This is a genomic window from Rickettsiales bacterium (genome assembly GCA_029252805.1).
GTDB lineage: Bacteria > Pseudomonadota > Alphaproteobacteria > Rickettsiales > JALZUV01 > JALZUV01.
On record JAQXAR010000029.1, the window covers coordinates 1 to 16830 of the forward strand.

The 16830-nt window shown below is 47.7% G+C and carries 20 protein-coding genes; 8 read left to right on the forward strand and 12 right to left on the reverse strand.

Going from position 1 to position 16830, the window contains the following annotated elements:
• Together P8P30_06535 and P8P30_06540 are read left to right on the forward strand one after the other, a co-directional pair.
• Positions 1 to 105, forward strand: a 105-nt coding sequence (locus P8P30_06535; GenBank protein MDG1287208.1) for an IS1595 family transposase, incomplete at its 5' end; no start/stop codon positions are given.
• Between the two features lie 97 nt (positions 106 to 202).
• Complete coding sequence (locus tag P8P30_06540; GenBank protein MDG1287209.1) at positions 203 to 529, forward strand: hypothetical protein; 327 nt, start codon at positions 203 to 205, stop codon at positions 527 to 529.
• Between the two features lie 95 nt (positions 530 to 624).
• On the opposite strand, the gene P8P30_06545 is transcribed toward P8P30_06540, so the two are convergent.
• A complete protein-coding gene (locus P8P30_06545) occupies positions 625 to 1500 on the reverse strand; it encodes a tyrosine recombinase XerC (protein MDG1287210.1) in 876 nt (291 codons plus the stop codon).
• Between the two features lie 2 nt (positions 1501 to 1502).
• Positions 1503 to 2258 carry a DUF484 family protein gene (locus P8P30_06550; protein ID MDG1287211.1) on the reverse strand — a complete coding sequence of 252 codons (756 nt, stop codon included), beginning with the start codon at positions 2256 to 2258 and terminating at the stop codon, positions 1503 to 1505.
• Between the two features lie 319 nt (positions 2259 to 2577).
• Between P8P30_06550 and P8P30_06555 the strand changes: the two genes are divergently transcribed.
• The gene (locus P8P30_06555) at positions 2578 to 3174 is read left to right on the forward strand and encodes a carbonic anhydrase (protein ID MDG1287212.1); all 597 of its coding nucleotides are present in this window, start codon (positions 2578 to 2580) and stop codon (positions 3172 to 3174) included.
• A gap of 1 nt (position 3175) precedes the next feature.
• Here the strand turns inward: P8P30_06555 and hemF are convergent, their stop codons facing one another.
• On the reverse strand, positions 3176 to 4015 hold the full coding sequence (gene hemF / locus P8P30_06560; GenBank protein ID MDG1287213.1) for an oxygen-dependent coproporphyrinogen oxidase: 840 nt from the start codon (positions 4013 to 4015) through the stop codon (positions 3176 to 3178).
• Positions 4016 to 4143: 128 nt separating this feature from the next.
• Between hemF and P8P30_06565 the strand changes: the two genes are divergently transcribed.
• Positions 4144 to 4548 carry a phasin family protein gene (locus tag P8P30_06565; protein MDG1287214.1) on the forward strand — a complete coding sequence of 135 codons (405 nt, stop codon included), beginning with the start codon at positions 4144 to 4146 and terminating at the stop codon, positions 4546 to 4548.
• Between the two features lie 522 nt (positions 4549 to 5070).
• On the opposite strand, the gene P8P30_06570 is transcribed toward P8P30_06565, so the two are convergent.
• The 5 genes from P8P30_06570 to P8P30_06590 all read right to left on the reverse strand — a co-directional run bounded on the left by P8P30_06570 (position 5071) and on the right by P8P30_06590 (position 9299).
• Positions 5071 to 6396 (reverse strand): ATP-binding protein, encoded by a 1326-nt coding sequence (locus P8P30_06570; protein MDG1287215.1) that lies wholly within the window; start codon positions 6394 to 6396, stop codon positions 5071 to 5073.
• Positions 6396 to 7085: a response regulator transcription factor gene (locus P8P30_06575; GenBank protein MDG1287216.1), complete on the reverse strand. Its 690-nt coding sequence runs from the start codon at positions 7083 to 7085 to the stop codon at positions 6396 to 6398. The genes P8P30_06570 and P8P30_06575 overlap by 1 nt, the downstream gene beginning before the upstream one ends.
• A complete protein-coding gene (locus P8P30_06580) occupies positions 7082 to 7462 on the reverse strand; it encodes a Smr/MutS family protein (protein MDG1287217.1) in 381 nt (126 codons plus the stop codon). Before P8P30_06580 ends, P8P30_06575 begins: the two co-directional genes overlap by 4 nt.
• Positions 7463 to 7598: 136 nt before the next feature.
• Positions 7599 to 8573 carry an MltA domain-containing protein gene (locus tag P8P30_06585; protein ID MDG1287218.1) on the reverse strand — a complete coding sequence of 325 codons (975 nt, stop codon included), beginning with the start codon at positions 8571 to 8573 and terminating at the stop codon, positions 7599 to 7601.
• Positions 8574 to 8621: 48 nt separating this feature from the next.
• Positions 8622 to 9299, reverse strand: a complete 678-nt coding sequence (locus P8P30_06590) for a Tim44/TimA family putative adaptor protein (protein MDG1287219.1) — start codon at positions 9297 to 9299, stop codon at positions 8622 to 8624.
• Between the two features lie 107 nt (positions 9300 to 9406).
• Between P8P30_06590 and secB the strand changes: the two genes are divergently transcribed.
• Positions 9407 to 9868: a protein-export chaperone SecB gene (gene secB, locus P8P30_06595; protein MDG1287220.1), complete on the forward strand. Its 462-nt coding sequence runs from the start codon at positions 9407 to 9409 to the stop codon at positions 9866 to 9868.
• Here secB and dnaQ read toward each other — a convergent pair.
• Positions 9865 to 10536 (reverse strand): DNA polymerase III subunit epsilon, encoded by a 672-nt coding sequence (gene dnaQ, locus P8P30_06600; protein MDG1287221.1) that lies wholly within the window; start codon positions 10534 to 10536, stop codon positions 9865 to 9867. The genes secB and dnaQ overlap by 4 nt on opposite strands.
• Before the next feature lie 79 nt (positions 10537 to 10615).
• Between dnaQ and P8P30_06605 the strand changes: the two genes are divergently transcribed.
• From P8P30_06605 to P8P30_06615, 3 genes are read left to right on the forward strand one after another with little or no spacing between them, the layout of a single operon-like run.
• Positions 10616 to 11725, forward strand: coding sequence for a hypothetical protein (locus P8P30_06605; GenBank protein MDG1287222.1), 1110 nt, complete (start codon positions 10616 to 10618; stop codon positions 11723 to 11725).
• 10 nt (positions 11726 to 11735) lie between these two features.
• Positions 11736 to 12956 (forward strand): hypothetical protein, encoded by a 1221-nt coding sequence (locus P8P30_06610; GenBank protein MDG1287223.1) that lies wholly within the window; start codon positions 11736 to 11738, stop codon positions 12954 to 12956.
• Positions 12956 to 14356, forward strand: a complete 1401-nt coding sequence (locus P8P30_06615) for a glycosyltransferase (protein ID MDG1287224.1) — start codon at positions 12956 to 12958, stop codon at positions 14354 to 14356. Before P8P30_06610 ends, P8P30_06615 begins: the two co-directional genes overlap by 1 nt.
• Here the strand turns inward: P8P30_06615 and coaE are convergent.
• From coaE to P8P30_06630, 3 genes are read right to left on the reverse strand one after another with little or no spacing between them, the layout of a single operon-like run.
• Complete coding sequence (gene coaE, locus P8P30_06620) at positions 14326 to 14910, reverse strand: dephospho-CoA kinase (protein MDG1287225.1); 585 nt, start codon at positions 14908 to 14910, stop codon at positions 14326 to 14328. The two genes, P8P30_06615 and coaE, sit on opposite strands and share 31 nt — an antisense overlap.
• Positions 14907 to 15716: a shikimate dehydrogenase gene (locus tag P8P30_06625; protein ID MDG1287226.1), complete on the reverse strand. Its 810-nt coding sequence runs from the start codon at positions 15714 to 15716 to the stop codon at positions 14907 to 14909. Before P8P30_06625 ends, coaE begins: the two co-directional genes overlap by 4 nt.
• A complete protein-coding gene (locus tag P8P30_06630; protein MDG1287227.1) occupies positions 15713 to 16546 on the reverse strand; it encodes a kinase/pyrophosphorylase in 834 nt (277 codons plus the stop codon). Before P8P30_06630 ends, P8P30_06625 begins: the two co-directional genes overlap by 4 nt.
• Positions 16547 to 16830: the final 284 nt, after the last annotated feature.

Sequence of the window (16830 nt, forward strand, 5' to 3'; positions counted from 1 at the left end):
GAGCATTTTAATCTGTTCTTGAAAGAATGTGAGTGGAGGTTTAATATGGGCACACCAAGTGACTTACTGGCAGACCTGAAAAAGTTGCTCAAAGAATATTATTAGGTGTCAGCCCCATACTTTAACGTTCTCTCCTTGGATGCCAACTGAGATTACCAACCAATGTTCCTTTAATTTCACAGCCAACCGGGAATGGATCCTGATGGCTGGAAAAGTAGCCGGAGTCCATTGGACTGACTTAAACTTTACAGCAGATTTTACGGCAGATGTCTATCATCCGTATACTGCACCTTTAGTACAAACGAGCGTCAGCCTTAGCGGAAACACAATTGCTGAGGAGACGCTTTTGGGAGTTACGCAGTCAGGTAAAACTGGCTTTTACGCACCCGATGGGATCAGCGACTATGATCCCATTGCGTTTGACACGCATCTGACACAACCTATTCTATTGATTATTGGTACCGACACCACACGTTGGTACTTACAAATCAATAGTAGTAAAACGTGGCGAGAGTTGGAGATGCAGTAACAAGAATTTTCCGACCTGAAGGATGATTCTGGAGAAGTTAAAGGTCGCGCCGGCATGTATATTTTATACATGCTGGTGGCGGCCTTTTTCTTTGTCTAGATTTTGGCGAAGGCGTTGCGGTAGCCTTCTAGGAGGTGGGCGGTGTCGACGGCGGTGTAATGTTGGGTGGCGGCTAGGCTTGCATGGCCCAGCAGCTCCTGAATGCTTCGTAAATCGGCACCCTCAGCCAGCAAATGGGTCGCGAAACTATGGCGGAATGCATGCGGTGTGGCACTTTCGGGCAGGCCTATTTGCGCGCGTAACTTTTGCAATTGTCGTCTGAAAACGGGCGCATTAAGCGGTTTACCTTGTTTGCCTAAGAACAAGGGTGAGTCTTTATCTGCGGCGTAAGGAATTAGCACCTCATAGGCCACCAGCGCCTCGCGCACCACGGGCAATAACGGCACTAGCCGTTCCTTCTTGCCCTTTCCTTCCACACGCAGCCATTCGGCATCCGGCGCCACTTCGCCTCTTTTTAATCCCAGTGCTTCGCTAATGCGTAATCCACATCCGTAAAGTAAGGCCAATAAAGCCTCGTCACGCAGGCTTAACCATGGCTCAGCCTGTAACTCACCAATTTCCTGCAATGCCTTTAAAGACTGAATGGCGCTGACCGGCTTTGGCAAAGGCTTCGGCTTTTTCGGACTCCGCAAACGCACGATCGCGGTATTTTCCACCTTCGACCATTTATAAAACCCTCGCAACGCGCTAATGGCGCGAGCATTGCTGCGCGGGGATTTCTGTTCCTGCATCCGCTCGGCCAACCATTTGCGTAAGTCAGAGAGGGTAATTTCTTTTAAACTTGCACGGGTCGGGGGCTCTCCCAAAAAGCCTGAAAAATGCAGAAGGTCATTCTCATAAGCGATCACCGTATGCTGCGAATAACCGCGCTGAGTGGTTAAATGATCAAGATATTTCTGAATAAGCGACATCGCTAAAACTCATCTAATCCCTCACGACGAAATAGAGGCTCCAAGCGCAATGAGACGATCTTTGCAAGAAATTGTAACAGCTCATCCGACTGGCCCGAATGGAAACGCCCCGCATAACGCACCCCAAAACCAAGCACGCCTTGACGCTGGTTATGCGGTAAATCCATGCGCAATAGAATACAGGACCGAACCAGGCCTTCGCACGCCTCAAACACCGCTTTGGTGCCTTGGGGAAAAATTTCGCGCGTATCCAGAATGGCAAAACTATTTTGATCTTGCCCAATAGCCGCATCGACTCCGCCGGGCATTAAGACCCCAATGCCGCTATAGCTCGCCTCCGAAAATTGTGTTTCATATTGATCCGCCAAGGGCGTTTCAACCGCAAGCCTCACCGTATCTACATTGAAAATTGTGGGAAGTTCTTCTGTCACCGTTTGCAGCAACTGCTCTAATGATTCGGCTTTCACCAATGCCGTAATGGCCAAGTTTACCTGTGCTTGAGTGCTGATATTATCGCGGGTAACACCAATCAGCTCTTCGAGATCATCCTTCAACTCGCGTTGACGCGATTGCAGACGATGCAACATATGCGCCTGGAAATCCTCAACATTCTCTCCCTGCTGTGCTTCCGGCGGTGTGAGATGTGTGAGAATATCGGAATTCTCTGCTAAAAAATCCGGATGTTCTAATAACCATGCGCGTACTTCTGCCTCGGTTGGCGGAGAGGGAAGGGGCAATTCAGGTTCTTTCTTCGTCATAGATTCTTTCTTCTTTTATTAAAAACAGCGTGATGCGCACCCTTTACGGCTTATGACGAGTTTGCTTTGCTCGCCTCTCCTTGCAGTACAATAGTGCGTGGGCTATTTATTTGCCTTTGACCTTATTATACCCTTTTGCAGGCTCTGCTTCAATCTTGGACAATTCGTGATGATGAAAAACCTCAAAAACCATTTACACTATGCGCCAAAATCGCCATACAGAATGCATGATAAGTGTATTTTATGACTTTCTCGTTAACCCTCATGTCGCGGATGAAACTTCTATCAGTGAATATGAAACATCAGGTGGAGGCTATTAATGGCTGAAGTTAAAAAACTGCTCGAAGGCTATCAAGAATTTTATGATGAGCAGACCGCTAACGGGGGAAAGCTTTTTGATGAGTTAAGCAAAGGCCAATCACCCAAGACGCTTATTATCAGTTGCTCAGATTCCCGTATAAGCCCTGTCACGCTGACTAAGGCGAACCCAGGCGATGTGTTTATCATACGCAATGTAGCCAATTTAGTGCCACCTTATCAGCCCGATAAAGACAGTTTGCACGGCGTAAGCGCAGCGCTTGAGTTTGGCGTTTGTCATTTGGAAGTGAAACATATTGTCGTAATGGGCCATAGCGGCTGCGGTGGTATTAAAGCACTGCGTGAAGGCATTGAGCCGCCGCCGGGAGAAGATTTCAGCTTTATCGCCCCGTGGATGCAGCTTGCCAAGACAGCCAAATGCGATGCTCAGCATGAGTGTGAGCAAGGCGCGATCAAGGTCTCACTTGGAAACTTAGAAAGCTTTCCTTGGATTAAATCCCGCATTGAACAGGGCACTTTAAATCTTCACGGTTGGTATTTCCGCATTGAAGATGGCAAATTACTCACGCTTGAAGGCGATAGCTTTAACGAAGCTTAGCCTACCACTTCACCTCTGGTGGGAGTGACATCAAAATCGCCTCCGTATTACCACCCGTCATAATGCCAAAACGCGTTCCCCGATCATGCAACAGATTAAACTCCACATAGCGTCCGCGCTTATGCAGCTGAGTTTCACGATTTTGTGGCGTAAATTTATCCTGCATATGCCGACGTACCAGTGTTGGGTAGATTTGGTTAAAACTACGTCCTACATCTTTTGTGAAAGCAAAGTCCTTTTCCCAATCATCTTTGAGATAATCATAAAAAATGCCTCCAATACCGCGCGCTTCTTTACGGTGGGGGAGGTAAAAATACTCATCACACCCTTTTCTATATTCATCATATTTATCGCCATGGCGGTCACAACATTCTTTGAATGCCGCATGAAAATCTGTTTCATCTTCAGCATTGGGCAACATGGGCGTTAAATCGCCGCCCCCGCCAAACCATACGTTGCTCTCGCCGGTAATAATCATACGCGTATTCATATGAACCGCTGGCACTTTTGGGTTAGTCATATGTGCGACAAGCGAGATTCCCGCCGCCCAAAAGCGAGGATCTTCTGACCCTCCGGGCATTTCTTTACGGAATTCTTTTGAGAACTCGCCATGCACGATGGAAATATTAACGCCGACTTTCTCAAACACTTCACCGCGCATGAGTGATATTTCACCGCCGCCTTGCGTTAATTCACCCGACTCTTTGTTCCAAACCTTACGTTCAAAACGAGACTCACTGCCTAACTCAACCTCAATAGACTGAAATTCATTGCAAATCTGATCTCGCAAATCACGAAACCAATCGGTCGCACGCCGCTTTTTCTCTTCAATATCACTCATAATTTCCGTTGTAACTTATCCCCAGCCAGAGGCAATCTCTTTTGCAAAATGGTGCGTTGCACAAAACCCTTGACTTGTGCACTGCAACATGGATAAAATGGGGCATAAACACACATTAGGAGATAAATATGTTTGATCAATTCATGAAAGGCTTCCAGTCTTTTAAAGCACCACAGATTGACACGAGCGCTTTGGTTGCTTTGCAAAAGAAGAATGTTGAAAACTTCACTGCAATCTCGCAAGCATTTGGCGACGCGACTCAAGAATTCACAAAAAAGAGTGCTGCATTTGCACAAGCGAATACAGAAGCAGCGATGAGCGCTTCACGCGACGTTTTCAGCGCTACAGCGCCTGAAGAAAAAGCGGCGAAACAAGGTGAGCTAGCGAAAAAGACCGTTGCCACTTGCACCAAGCAAGTCAAAGAATTGACGGAATTGGCGACAAAGTCGCAGCTTAAAGCGCTTGAGACCATGAATAAGCACTTCAATGAAAGCGTTGAAGACGCAAAGAATCTCGCTAAAAAAGCAGCGTAATTTTTTACCTATCGTTAAAAGAGGGGGGGAGGGCATTTGCTTTCTCCCCTTTTTTTAACCGCTTGGCGCCCGAAACCCGCCTTCCATTTCCTCCCTTGACTTACCCGCCTAGATTGTATTTATTCACCCCAGAGTATCTAACTCAGATACTTCTGGGCCTCAAAACCTCTCCAACAGCGATTGTGTGACAGCAATCGTTAGCTACACTATCTCCTCGTTCCTAGGGTCGGGGTGGTGGCGTTATGTATAAGCTTCGGCTAAAGGCGTCGCGGCTATCTGTTGGTAGTTTTTGAACACCCCGGCCACCAGTGAGAGGCTCTCACTGGCGGTCACTCGCTTAAAGTCGGGAGGATCGGGGAATAAAAGACCATGGTTAGGCAATCTGGGAATACTCGTTCGAATGTTGTAAATAGGGTAAAGCCTCCCGGCGCTTGTGGGAGTGCAGGATTGCCCTTTTAAGAATCTTTATCTAACCCATTCAGGATAATAGGATACACCCACGCTTAACAAGCGCACATTCGTCTAAAGTGGCAAGCTGATTATCACCCGCAAACCTTCGCCCTGCGGTGACTTCTCTAGACTTACATCGCCGCCATGCGCATGGACGATATCGCGCACGATGGTTAGGCCAAGCCCGGCGCCACCGGTTTCCGAATTTCGCGATTCTTCCAGCCGCTTAAAGGCGCGAAAGACAGATTCACGGTCTTTCTGCGCAATACCCGGCCCATCATCATCAATGATAATTAGGCATTTCTTTCGGTGAAGCTTCACACTGATCCAACAATGATCGCCATAGCGCAGAGCATTATCGATCAAATTACGAATCACGCGCAGCATGGCTTGAGTTTTCACCGCAATCGAGCGATCAGGGACATCCCCCAGATTCACATCCGATTTACGGCGTTGATAGGGCTCTACCGCGCGGCTCAGCAATTGGCCGATCGAAATTTTACTTGCCTCTTCACTGCCCTCGCCACTGGCAAAAGCAAGATAGGATTCGACCATCTTTTGCATTTCGTCAACATCATCACGCAATTCTTCCAGCCCTTGCTTGCCACCCAGCATCTCCAACTCTAGCCGCATGCGGGTCAGCGGTGTGCGCAGATCATGGCTGATGCCGGCCAGCATTGCCGTACGACTTTCCACCTGGCGACGAATACGGCCACGCATTTCGATAAAAGCCTGCGCGGCTTGACGCACTTCTTGCGCGCCAGAGGGTCGGAACCCCTCCACTTCCTGCCCGCGCCCAAAGCTCTCTGCGGCGGAAGATAGCTGAACAATCGGACGAATTTGATTACGTAAGAACAATATCGCCACCAAAACCAAAAGGATCGATGAGCCTACCATCCAACCGATAAAGATAAGAGTGGTCGAACTTGCCAGTCGTTTCTTGGGCGCTTCAATCCGCAACATTGCGCCATGGATCGGCACTAAAATATTGAGTTTCCCGGTTTTTTCTACATAGCGCAGGGCAAAGGGGCGGTTAATCCGACTGGCTAATTGTGCTTCAAATACAGGAAAATGTACTTTCTCAGCCAATGAGCTGGTGGCGCTATGCATTGGCGGTAACATGGCAACGTGGAACCCATAATTACGCTCCGCTTGCAACGCCAACCACTTGCGGCGTTCTGCATCATTGTTCGAATATTCCCAATGCTCAATCAACCAAGTCACTTCGCCTGCAAGGGAGGAAGAAAGTTGGCGTGTAACGCTTGCCCAGTGCTTATCATAGAAAATATAGACCGCGATCATTTGCACCAATAAGATCGGCAAAACCAATATGAGCAACGCCCGCGCAAAAAGCGTCTTAGGCGCTAGACGGCGAAAAAATAAGGCAATGCCATGCATTACGCACCCACCACTAGCTTATAGCCTTTGCCGCGCACCGTTTGAATATGGCTCGCATCGCCTAACTTCTTACGCAGGCGCCCCATTTGCACATCCACATGACGTAAGTTTTCACCTCCATCGAGCTTTTTAGCAAGAATTTCACGCGAGAGAGGTTGATTTGAGCTTTCCGCGAGAGCCGTTAATATTTCCCGCTCTGCCGTTGTGAGAGAAATATCGCCTTGGGTTTTATGCAGCAACTTTTGCGCCATTCGGTCAAATTGAAAATCACCAAAAGTAAGACCCATCGGCGCCTCCTCTTTCGACTGGGTTCGTTTTAGAATATTGCCTAAACGCAACAATAGCTCGCGCGGCTCAAACGGCTTGGTTAGATAATCTTCGACACCCGATTCCAACCCGGCGATACGATCATCTGCCGCGTCCATCGCCGTGAGCATTAGAATCGGCGGCGTGCTCCCGGTACCCTTAGCTTCAAGTTCATAGGCAAACTCAAGTCCCGTTTGACCCGGCATCATCACATCTAGCACCATTAAATCGGGCTTTAGCAGCGCTAATAATTCACGCGCCTGACTCGTATCCGCCGCTGCACTGACCGCATAACCCTGCTCTTTCAGATAACGCTCCAGCAGCTTACGCAAACGATCATCATCATCGACGACAAGAATATGGGCCTTAGGCAGCGCGCTCATAGCCGCTCCTTGCGTTTGAGTAAGATAACCCATGCGCCAGAGCCGCCTTCTTCCGGGCGGGCCTGATGGTAACTTAGGATGAGTCGGCGATTCTCTGGAAAATTTACCCAGCGCGGTAAAGCCGCTTTTAGCACGCCCTTGCCTGTCATTTTACCATAGCCCGTAATGACGCGCACCACACGTAAGCCAGCATGCGAAGATTCGTGAATAAATTGTTGGAAATGATGCGATGCTTGCATTTGCGTATCGCCGTGTAAATCCAACGTGCCCTCGGGTATTTCCTGCCCGCGTCGCAAGCGCTGTGCCATCCGCTTATGAATGCCCGCCATATCATCCGGCTGTAAATCCGTTGGTAAAGCCGGGCGAAATATTGACATATCCGGTCTCATAATAAGCGGTGGAGTTATCGACTCACCCTCGTTCATAGCAATATTTGCATCCCGTGTACTCACAGGTTGAATATCTTGCGTAAAATGGTGCCAAAGACGTTTCTCTTCTGGGGTGAGGGTCCGCTTATTCATTCACGGTGCCTTTACGTTTCAGAATGGTAAAGCGGGCTTTTTGTTTTAATCTACCGGCGAGTTCACCAATCCCAGCGCCTGCACCAAGGAACCAATCGGCACGGCGTTCGGTTTTAATGGCACTGCCCGTATCTTGGGCAATTGTTAGCAAATAACTCGGATCTTTCTCATCCGGCAAGGTCGTTTCGATCAATACCGGCGTACCATACGGTATCTCTTTGGGATCCACCGCGATTGAGCCGCGTGGGGTCAGAGGTACATTTTGTCCGCCAATCGCCGCTGGCGCCTCCTGCAGGGCAAAGAAAACATACGATGGATTATGCCACAAAATTCGATCCGCTTGTTTTGGATTCGCGCGGAGCCACTTTTTGATACCCTGCATCGACATAGCCTCACCCGTTAGCAGCTGCTCGTTGATCATTTTCTTGCCGATAGACTGGTATTTCTGGCCATTCTTATCTGCGAAACCAAGCCCCACGACTTTACCATCTGGCAGTTCAACACGCCCTGAGCCTTGAATATGGAGGAAAAACAGATCGACCCGGTCTTTCACCCAAAGCACTGGCGTCTCTTTTCCTGCCAACGCACCTTGATCAATCTGCTGGCGGGTGAAATAGGGCTTCTGCATTCCTTTTGGCACACCCCAAACCGGATGCGAGTACTCTGCACTTTTCTCTAACGAGCCCTTTAATAAAGGCAGGTAGTAAGCGGTGAGCAAACCATTCTCTGTCAGTAGTTTCGGAATATAGCGTTTCTCAAAGAACACGCGTTTCTCTTGTGCGGACACAAGCTTCTTTTGCCAAAATTGTATGCAAAACGCTTTATCTTGTCGGGTCGGCTTATGATGAATACAGGCTTTAGCCAGCGCCGCATAAGCGGGCTCAACATCCACTTGGCTCCAATTCGGGAAATCTTTAAACCCCGACAGCACCAAACCCATCAAAATAAATACAATAATCCTGCTCATGCAGAGCAATATAGCAGGTCTTTAGAAATTCACCAGCATGCGGCAAACTTACGTGTCGATAATCGTCCAATTCGGATCGCGTGACGTGAGCCCTCGCTCAAATACCCACTCATCTTCAACACGGGTAATCTCAGAGGCATCACCGGAGATAAGCTCTCCCTCTTCATTACGAACAACATGAATTTGATCGGAAACAAATTTCATGGTCATGTGAACCTTGCTGCCTTTAATTTCCGCATCCACAAGTTCAGCCTCTTCAATCGAAACCAGAGTCGCATCTGCTTTTGCGGCACTACTCTCGCGATCAATCATCGCCTCTTCAAATTCTTTGTATACTTCTTTTGACAGAAGCTGCTTGAGTGTTGACTTATCGCCATCGTTAAAGGCTTTCATCACCCATTCAAAGGCGCCTTTGGAACCTTCTAGAAATTCTGTGATATCCAGACTCGCGTCTTTTTGTTTTACTTTTTCGACCTTCGCTTTTGCGGGGCCTTCAAGGGCCTCAAATGCTTTATCGAGTTTTTCTTCTTCCTTCGATTCAACCGCAACTTTTGCGCCCGGCATAGAAATTACACGTTCTTCCAATTCTTTGCCCATTTGACGGCGCAAATTGGTCGTGTCAGGGCGATGCCCCACATCTTTACCCAGCGTGTTACGAAGGCGCAGAGCAATAAAGCCCGCGATTAAAGCCAGAATAATAATATCTGCAAATTGAAACGTATCCATAGTGCCAGTCTACCTTAGTTTAATGTCCGAGTGAAACGAAACCTTGAAAGCAACGCCTCCGCGCACTAGCTTAGCTCCAGATGAATAACTGATAGATAGGACTTCTTATGACCGATGCAACCCCTAACCCACAACTAACCATCCGTGGCCAATATATTAAAGATCTCTCTTTTGAGGCGCCCAAAGGCCCTTTCACGATTAATCAGCTCAAAGAAGCACCCCTAATGGATGTGAATGTTGATTTAGAAGGCACCAAGGTAGGCGACGATCTGTATGAAATGACGTTGAAAATCTCCGTCAGAGCCGCCAGCAAGGAGGAAACGATCTTCGTCACTGAGCTTGCTTATGGCGGCGTATTCCAAATGGAGAATGCACCGGAAGATCGTATTCAACCAATGCTCTTCATTGATTGCCCGTTCATTCTCTTCCCATTCGCACGCCGCGTGCTTGCTGATGTCACACGTGATGGTGGCTTCCCACCTCTCATGCTAGAACCGATCGATTTCCACGCACTCTTCGTTAAGCGCGTTCAAGAAGATCAAGCCAAGGCCAAAGCAGAAGCAAGCTAGGCTAGCTTCTTCCAAAGAGGCTCATCTATTTGAGACAAAAATTCCTCGTGCGCTTGAAGTTCTGCTTCTGCCACGGGGAATTTCCTTTTGGCGAACTCTACTGCAATACGTTCTGCATTCTGCTCGCCAGTATCTGCATCTAACAGCAGCGCACTTTGGCGGCCGCCCATCAATTCCAAATAAACGTCAGCCAGCAACTCCGCATCAAGCAAGGCTCCGTGCAGCGTCCGCACGGACAAATCAATCTCAAAACGACGACAAAGTGCGTCGAGATTAGCCGGAGAGCCCGGGAAACGTTCGCGCGCCATCACCACTGTATCAATCGCGCGATCCATTGGTAAAGCTGGCCGCGCAATCCGTTTTAATTCCGCATTAATAAAGCCCATATCAAAGGCCGCATTATGAATCACGAGCGGGCTGTCGCCTAAAAACTCCAAAAACTCATCCGCAACATCTGCAAAGAGCGGCTTATCCGATAGAAACTCCGCAGAAAGGCCGTGAATCTTCTGAGCCTGCGCCGGCATATCGCGCTGCGGGTTTAAATAAACGTGGTACGATTTACCGGTACGAATCCGCGTATGCATCTCCACACAGCCAATTTCGACCATCCGATCATCGCCTTTATGGTGAAAGCCGGTCGTTTCCGTATCTAAAGCTATTTCGCGCATGCGCTAATTAGTAAGCGTTAATGGGCAAGGAGTGAAGTTTTAAGTGACCTATTCCCAATTAGTAATTACTAATGGCCCCATGAATCATGCAATTTTTATTCTTGGTATGCATCGCAGTGGCACTTCCGCGCTCGCTCGCGTGGTCAATTTGTTAGGCGCTGACCTTGGCAATGACCTGATGGCCGCCGCAGAGGATAACCAAAAAGGCTTCTTCGAACATGAGCTGATCGTACAAATTCACGAACAGTTACTGACTGAACTTGGCCTAAACTGGTATGATGGACTGCCGCTACCAGACGGATGGCTGGAAACCGAGGCCGCTGATACTGCTCGCACCGCGCTTGCCGAAATCCTTGATAATGATTTTTCTGAAAGCCCGCTTTGGGCCATCAAAGACCCGCGCCAATGTCGCCTGATGCCGCTTTGGATACCTTTATTGGAAGATCGCGAGATCGAGCCTCACTTTATCATCGCCTATCGTCATCCACTAGAAGTGGCTGCTTCCTTACATAAACGTGATGGTATGGACCAGGCCTCCGCCCTGCTTTGCTGGCTAAGTTACACACTTGAAGCACTTTTAGCTGCTCAAGGGCATCCACAAACGATTCTATCCTACGATGAATTATTAGAGGACTGGCAAGGGACCATGACGCGAGCTGCTAGCGAACTAAATCTGGATTGGCCGACCTCCCTCACGCATGCCGCAGAGGAGATTAACCGCTTTCTATCGCCTGAATTACGCAACCATAAGCAAGTGCCCGCGGGCCTAGGCTCACCTTACGATACTTGCTTGGACCTCCTACAAAACCCCAGCCCAACAAAACTAAAGCGGTTACTTAAAAACTGGAAAAACCAGACTGCCCCCATCTCGCCGCTCTTGCGTGAGGCACGTTTCGAGAATCAAGATTTAGAGCAGAGCCTTGCTGAGGCACTCAAAGAAGCGGCAGAGTTCAAGCACCGTACGCACGATTTAGAGCAGCAATTTCAAACACTTCAGCAGCACCTAAAAGAAGTCGAAACCGAAGCAACACGCTGCGAAGCGCAAGCAACACGTCGCGAAACCATGCTAAAAAATCAGCTTGAAGCTATTTATGAATCCAGCAGCTGGAAGGCAACTGAACCGATGCGTAAATTAAAGGGTGCCATTAGCGGTGGGAAAAAGCTGGCAAAACAGGATGATAAAGGTTAAAAATCGCGCCATGACAAAAAGAGCGATATTTACAAGTTGTGCGACAAACTACATTCCCAAAGCGCGAGTTTTGGCAGAGAGCGTCAAGCAGTTCCATCCTGAAATTGATGTATTTGTGCTATTGGCAGATACACCACCACAAAACCTCTCACTCGAAAATGAGGCGTTCGACACGCTCGTTGCCGCCAAAGATTTGGACATTGAAAATTTTGATCGCTGGATTTTCGGCCATCGCATTGTTGAGGCCTGCACTGCCGTAAAGCCCTTCATGCTGCGCCATTTGCTAGAGCAAGGCTATGATGAGGTCATCTATTTCGATCCCGATATTGCGATCTTCACCACGCTAGAACCGATCTTTGACGGATTCAAAAAAGGCAGTGTCTTACTGACACCGCATATTAATGAGCCTGAAGCGACGACCGAAGCCATTAAAGATAATGAGCTCAACTCACTGAAACACGGCCTTTATAATTTCGGCTTTGTGGCCGTGAAAAACGATGAAACGGGCCGCGCCTATGCCGATTGGTGGGCGGAACGCTGCTACTTCCGCTGCTTTGACGATATTGCCGGCGGTAATTTCACCGATCAAAAATGGAATGACCTGGTTCCAGTCTTTTTCGATAATGTACATCTGCTAAAACATCCGGGCTGCAATGTCGCAACATGGAATTATGCCCAACGCAAACTAGAGGGCACATTGAAAGATGGCATCACCGTTAATGGCGAGCCTTTCCTTTTCCATCATTTCACCGGTTTCGATAGTGGCGCTCACATCCTCATGCGTGATAAATATGGCAAAGATATGCCCGCCGCACTGGAGCTCAGCCACTGGTATGTCGCTGCCTGTGATAAATATTCCGAAGAAATGCTCGAAGCGGTGGCTTGGGCCTATGGTTCTTATGATGATGGTCGCTCAGTGCAAGCACATCACCGCGCACTTTACCGCACTCGCCAAGATTTGCGAGACTCCTTCCCGCAACCTTTCTCCACCGCCGCGCAGGGCAAACATAAAATGTGCTACGCGGATTGGTTGAAAAATGAAGGGTTATTCGATTACGCTCCACCCATCGGCGAAGCGGTGCGCCCCTTCCGTCAATTTTTGCGAGATACACGATTTGAATTTGAAGGCTATGTTACTCGTACCGCACGCCTAAAAAGTTGGCAAAAACGCGGAGTGCTTAAATTATCCGGCCTTGTTTTCGGCCTCGCCAACGGAAAGAAAGCAGCCTAATGAAGCAACAATTGGTTGAGTGCGCACGCCACGTCTTGCGGGCCTCACCGATTAGCGCCCTGCATAAGCGAAAAATTCAACGATTCTGCTTCCTCTCTTTTCCGTCTCTTTTTCGCCATTTGCCCGCCTATCAGCTTTGGAGTCTGCAAAATATTACGATTGCCGATAAAGAGCTTCGCAAAATGGATCTCCCGCAGAAACGTGCCGATGCCCTAAAGAACACTCTGTTCGAGAGTCGAGCACCCGGCATTCTTATGGTCAGCCATAGTCTTGGCGGCGGCACAGAACATCATGTCAAACAGCTCGGCGAAAAGCTTGAGGCGGAAAATACACAAGTCTGGGCGCTGCGAAGCTTAGGCTCCGAATGGGTGCGGTTGCTACCTTACGATGATACCGAGATAGAGAGCGGGGGGCTCATTTACCATCTCGAGACTGAGTTCGAACTTCTCCTACAGCAGTTAGAGCTTTTTGATACTCGCCTAATTCACATTCATCATTTGGTTGATTTTACCGAAGGATTCATGGATCAGATACGTTCTTTCGCCGAGCGTTTAGAAGTGCCCTACGATTTTACCGCGCATGATTACTTAAGCATCTGCCCACGCTATACGCTTTATAGCGATGCCGTGCGGGGTTATTGCGGCGAGCCAGATGTGAAACATTGCAGCGGCTGTGTAAAAACTTATGGCTCCGCCGTTGGGAAGAATGTAGATGTCGAAAAATGGCGCGCCGATTATGCCGAATTCTTAAGCGCAGCCCGCCATGTTTACACGCCTGATTTAGATGTGAAAGACAGGCTGGAGCGCTATCTCCCTGATTCAACGATTTTCAATCGCCCGCATTGGGATGAGGCCGAAATTACGCCACTCACCCGCAAACCAGGCAAGAAATTACGCGTACTGACACTCGGCGGAATTGCGCCGCATAAAGGTTCAATGGTGCTTAAAGAATGCGCCGAGGATGCCAAAAAGCGCGGACTCGATATTGAATTCACCCTTATCGGTTTTAGCGATATTGATTGGCAATTAAACAAATACATGACTGTGACCGGCCCCTATAAACCTGCCGAATTACCGCAAATGCTCAAAGACGGCGCGTTTGATATCGTCTTTCTGCCCGCCACATGGCCTGAGACTTTTAACTATACCTTATCGGAGATACTGCATTTTGGCATTTATCCGGTTAGTTTTGATATTGGTGCCATTGCCCGCCGTATCAAGAAGATAGGCTATGGAAGCGTATTTCCCTATAAAGACTATCGCTATGCAGCCAAAATTAACGATAAATTACTAGCGCTCGACATTACCGAAGCGCCAATCGAAAAACTCAAAACGGCACAAGTTCGCTATGCTAATATTCTCGATGAATATTATAATTTAGAGATGAAAGCCTCTAGCTGAGTTTTACTCGATTCCAACCCATTAGAGGTATCAATCACTTCATCTGCACGTTTACGTTTTTCGGCATCTGGCATTTGACGTGCTAGGATTTTCTGGAACTTATCCTCTGTCATCCATTCACGCGCCATCGCTCGGGCGCGTTGCATCTCGGGCGAACAGCTCACAACAATGACCTTGTCGCAAATCACCTGCGCACCGGTTTCAAATAACAGCGGGATTTCAAGCACTAATAGTGGCCAGCCTTCAGTTTTAGCTTGCTTGATCAATGCTACATTTTCCGTACGTACTTTCGGATGGAGAAGCTTTTCTAGCGCTGTAAGTTTTGCTTCATCCGCAAAAACCTCCACGCCTAAACTTTTACGATTCACCCTTCCCTCTTCCACCGTATTTGGGAAGATTTTCGCAATATGCAAGATCAGTTCTTTATCCTCAGCCAATAACTGATGCACCACTGCATCCGCATCACTCACCCGTGCTCCCAACTCAGCCAACTGCGTTGCGACCGTCGTTTTTCCCATCGCAATAGATCCAGTAAGTCCGATAATAAGGGTCATAAAAGGCCCATCCGTATTTTTTCATCCATGGTTGGCTTCATTCCAAAGAATGCTTCAAAAGCGGGAACGGCTTGGTAAATAAGCATCCCTAACCCATCAACTGTAGAGTTTCCTCGTTCATTAGCTTGCTTCAATAGCGCCGTTTCTAGTGGATTATAGACAATATCTGTAACCAAAGCAGTCTTAGGTAAAAACTCTAAACTAAGTTCTAATGCCGGTTGATTCTTCATGCCAAGGCTTGTCGTATTTACCACTAAACTCGCTTGAGATAAAGCTTCAGAGCGGTTCTCCCAATTTTTAACATGGATAGAAGGATGCATCTTTGCCAGAATTTCCGCTTTTTCTCGCGTGCGGTTAAGAAGGGTAATTTGTACCACTCCTTCTGCTAGCAATCCAGCAATGATAGCGCGGGCAGCACCCCCAGCGCCCAACACCACTGCATGAGATAAATAAGGTGAAAGATCTTTTACCCCACTTCGTAAATTTTCAATAAAGCCGTAAGCATCGGTATTATCGCCATACAGCTTTCCGTGCTTGAAAATCACCGTATTGACCGCGCCTATATGCTGAGCTTGCGAAGAAGTTTCATCTAATAACGTAATCACATGCTCTTTTAGTGGTACCGTTAAATTTACCCCCTGATAGCCTTGATCCATCAGTTGGGTTAGCCGCTCACCAAGAAATTCAGGTGAGGTATCGATCGCTTCATAACTTCCGTCAATCGCTAGTTTATTTAACCAATAACCATGGAGTTTTGGGGAAAGTGAGTGGCCAATTGGATGGCCAAGTACGGCCGCACGTTTCATGAAGCCTCTTCTTTTTCCGCCTCTTCTCGACGACGATGATAAATATTGAGAATCGCGGCGGCTGTTTCTTCTACCGAACGCTGGGAAACATCAATCACAGGCCAACCGTTTTGACGATAAATTTGGCGAGCGGCTTTAATTTCTTCTTCTACCCGTTCATCATCAGCATAATTATCAAGAGTTTCATGACCGATAGATTCAAGGCGGCTTCGACGAATTTCAATTAAACGACGGGGGTGAATGATCAACCCAACCACTAAAGGATCTTCTACCGAAAAAAGCTCTTCCGGTAGATCAACGCCGTAGACATAGGGCACATTTGCCGCTTTCAAACCGCCATAGGCAAGATAAACGCACGTAGGAGACTTACTAGTTCGCGAAGGACCCACTAAAACAATATCCGAAGACGCGAGCTCCCAATGGCGTTTTCCATCATCATGACTAAGCGTATAATCAATCGCTTCAATTCGACTAAAATAATTATCATTCATCTCATGACGACTCCCCGGACGGGCTGAAGTCTTTTGCTGAAGATAAGCAGAAAGTATGTTGGACGCACGCTCTAATGGATTAATACAAGGTAGATTGAGGCGAGCACAAACTCGTTGTAATTTCTCGCTTAATTCACCATCAACCATAGTATAAAAGACAGGGCCAGGGCTTGCCATAAGCGCTTGCTCGAACTTTTCCAATTGCTTTTCGCTACGTAATAATGCCCAAATATGTTCTTGACCATTTACTTCGTCAAATTCTGCTACAACGGCACGTGCAATCGCACTGACCGTTCCTGCGGTGGAATCTGAAACGAGATGGATATGTAATTCTTTCATTGTGGATAAGTCATAGCATAAATGGTCGGGAAATCTATGGATGGATAGGTGGGTAAAAAGATTTGATGAGTTTCCCACAAACTGAAGGGCTTTTCTTAGACATTTATACACATGCTAAAAGGATAAATAGGGGTAGAGAGAATAACCCTAGAAAATACTAGAGTGAGTCTTGCTTTTGCTTGTGGAAATCTATGCGTATAACTCGCTTATGATAAAGAATCCCCGTAATTCATGGGTATCTATTACTACTACTATCTTACTAAAATATATTATTTATATTATTT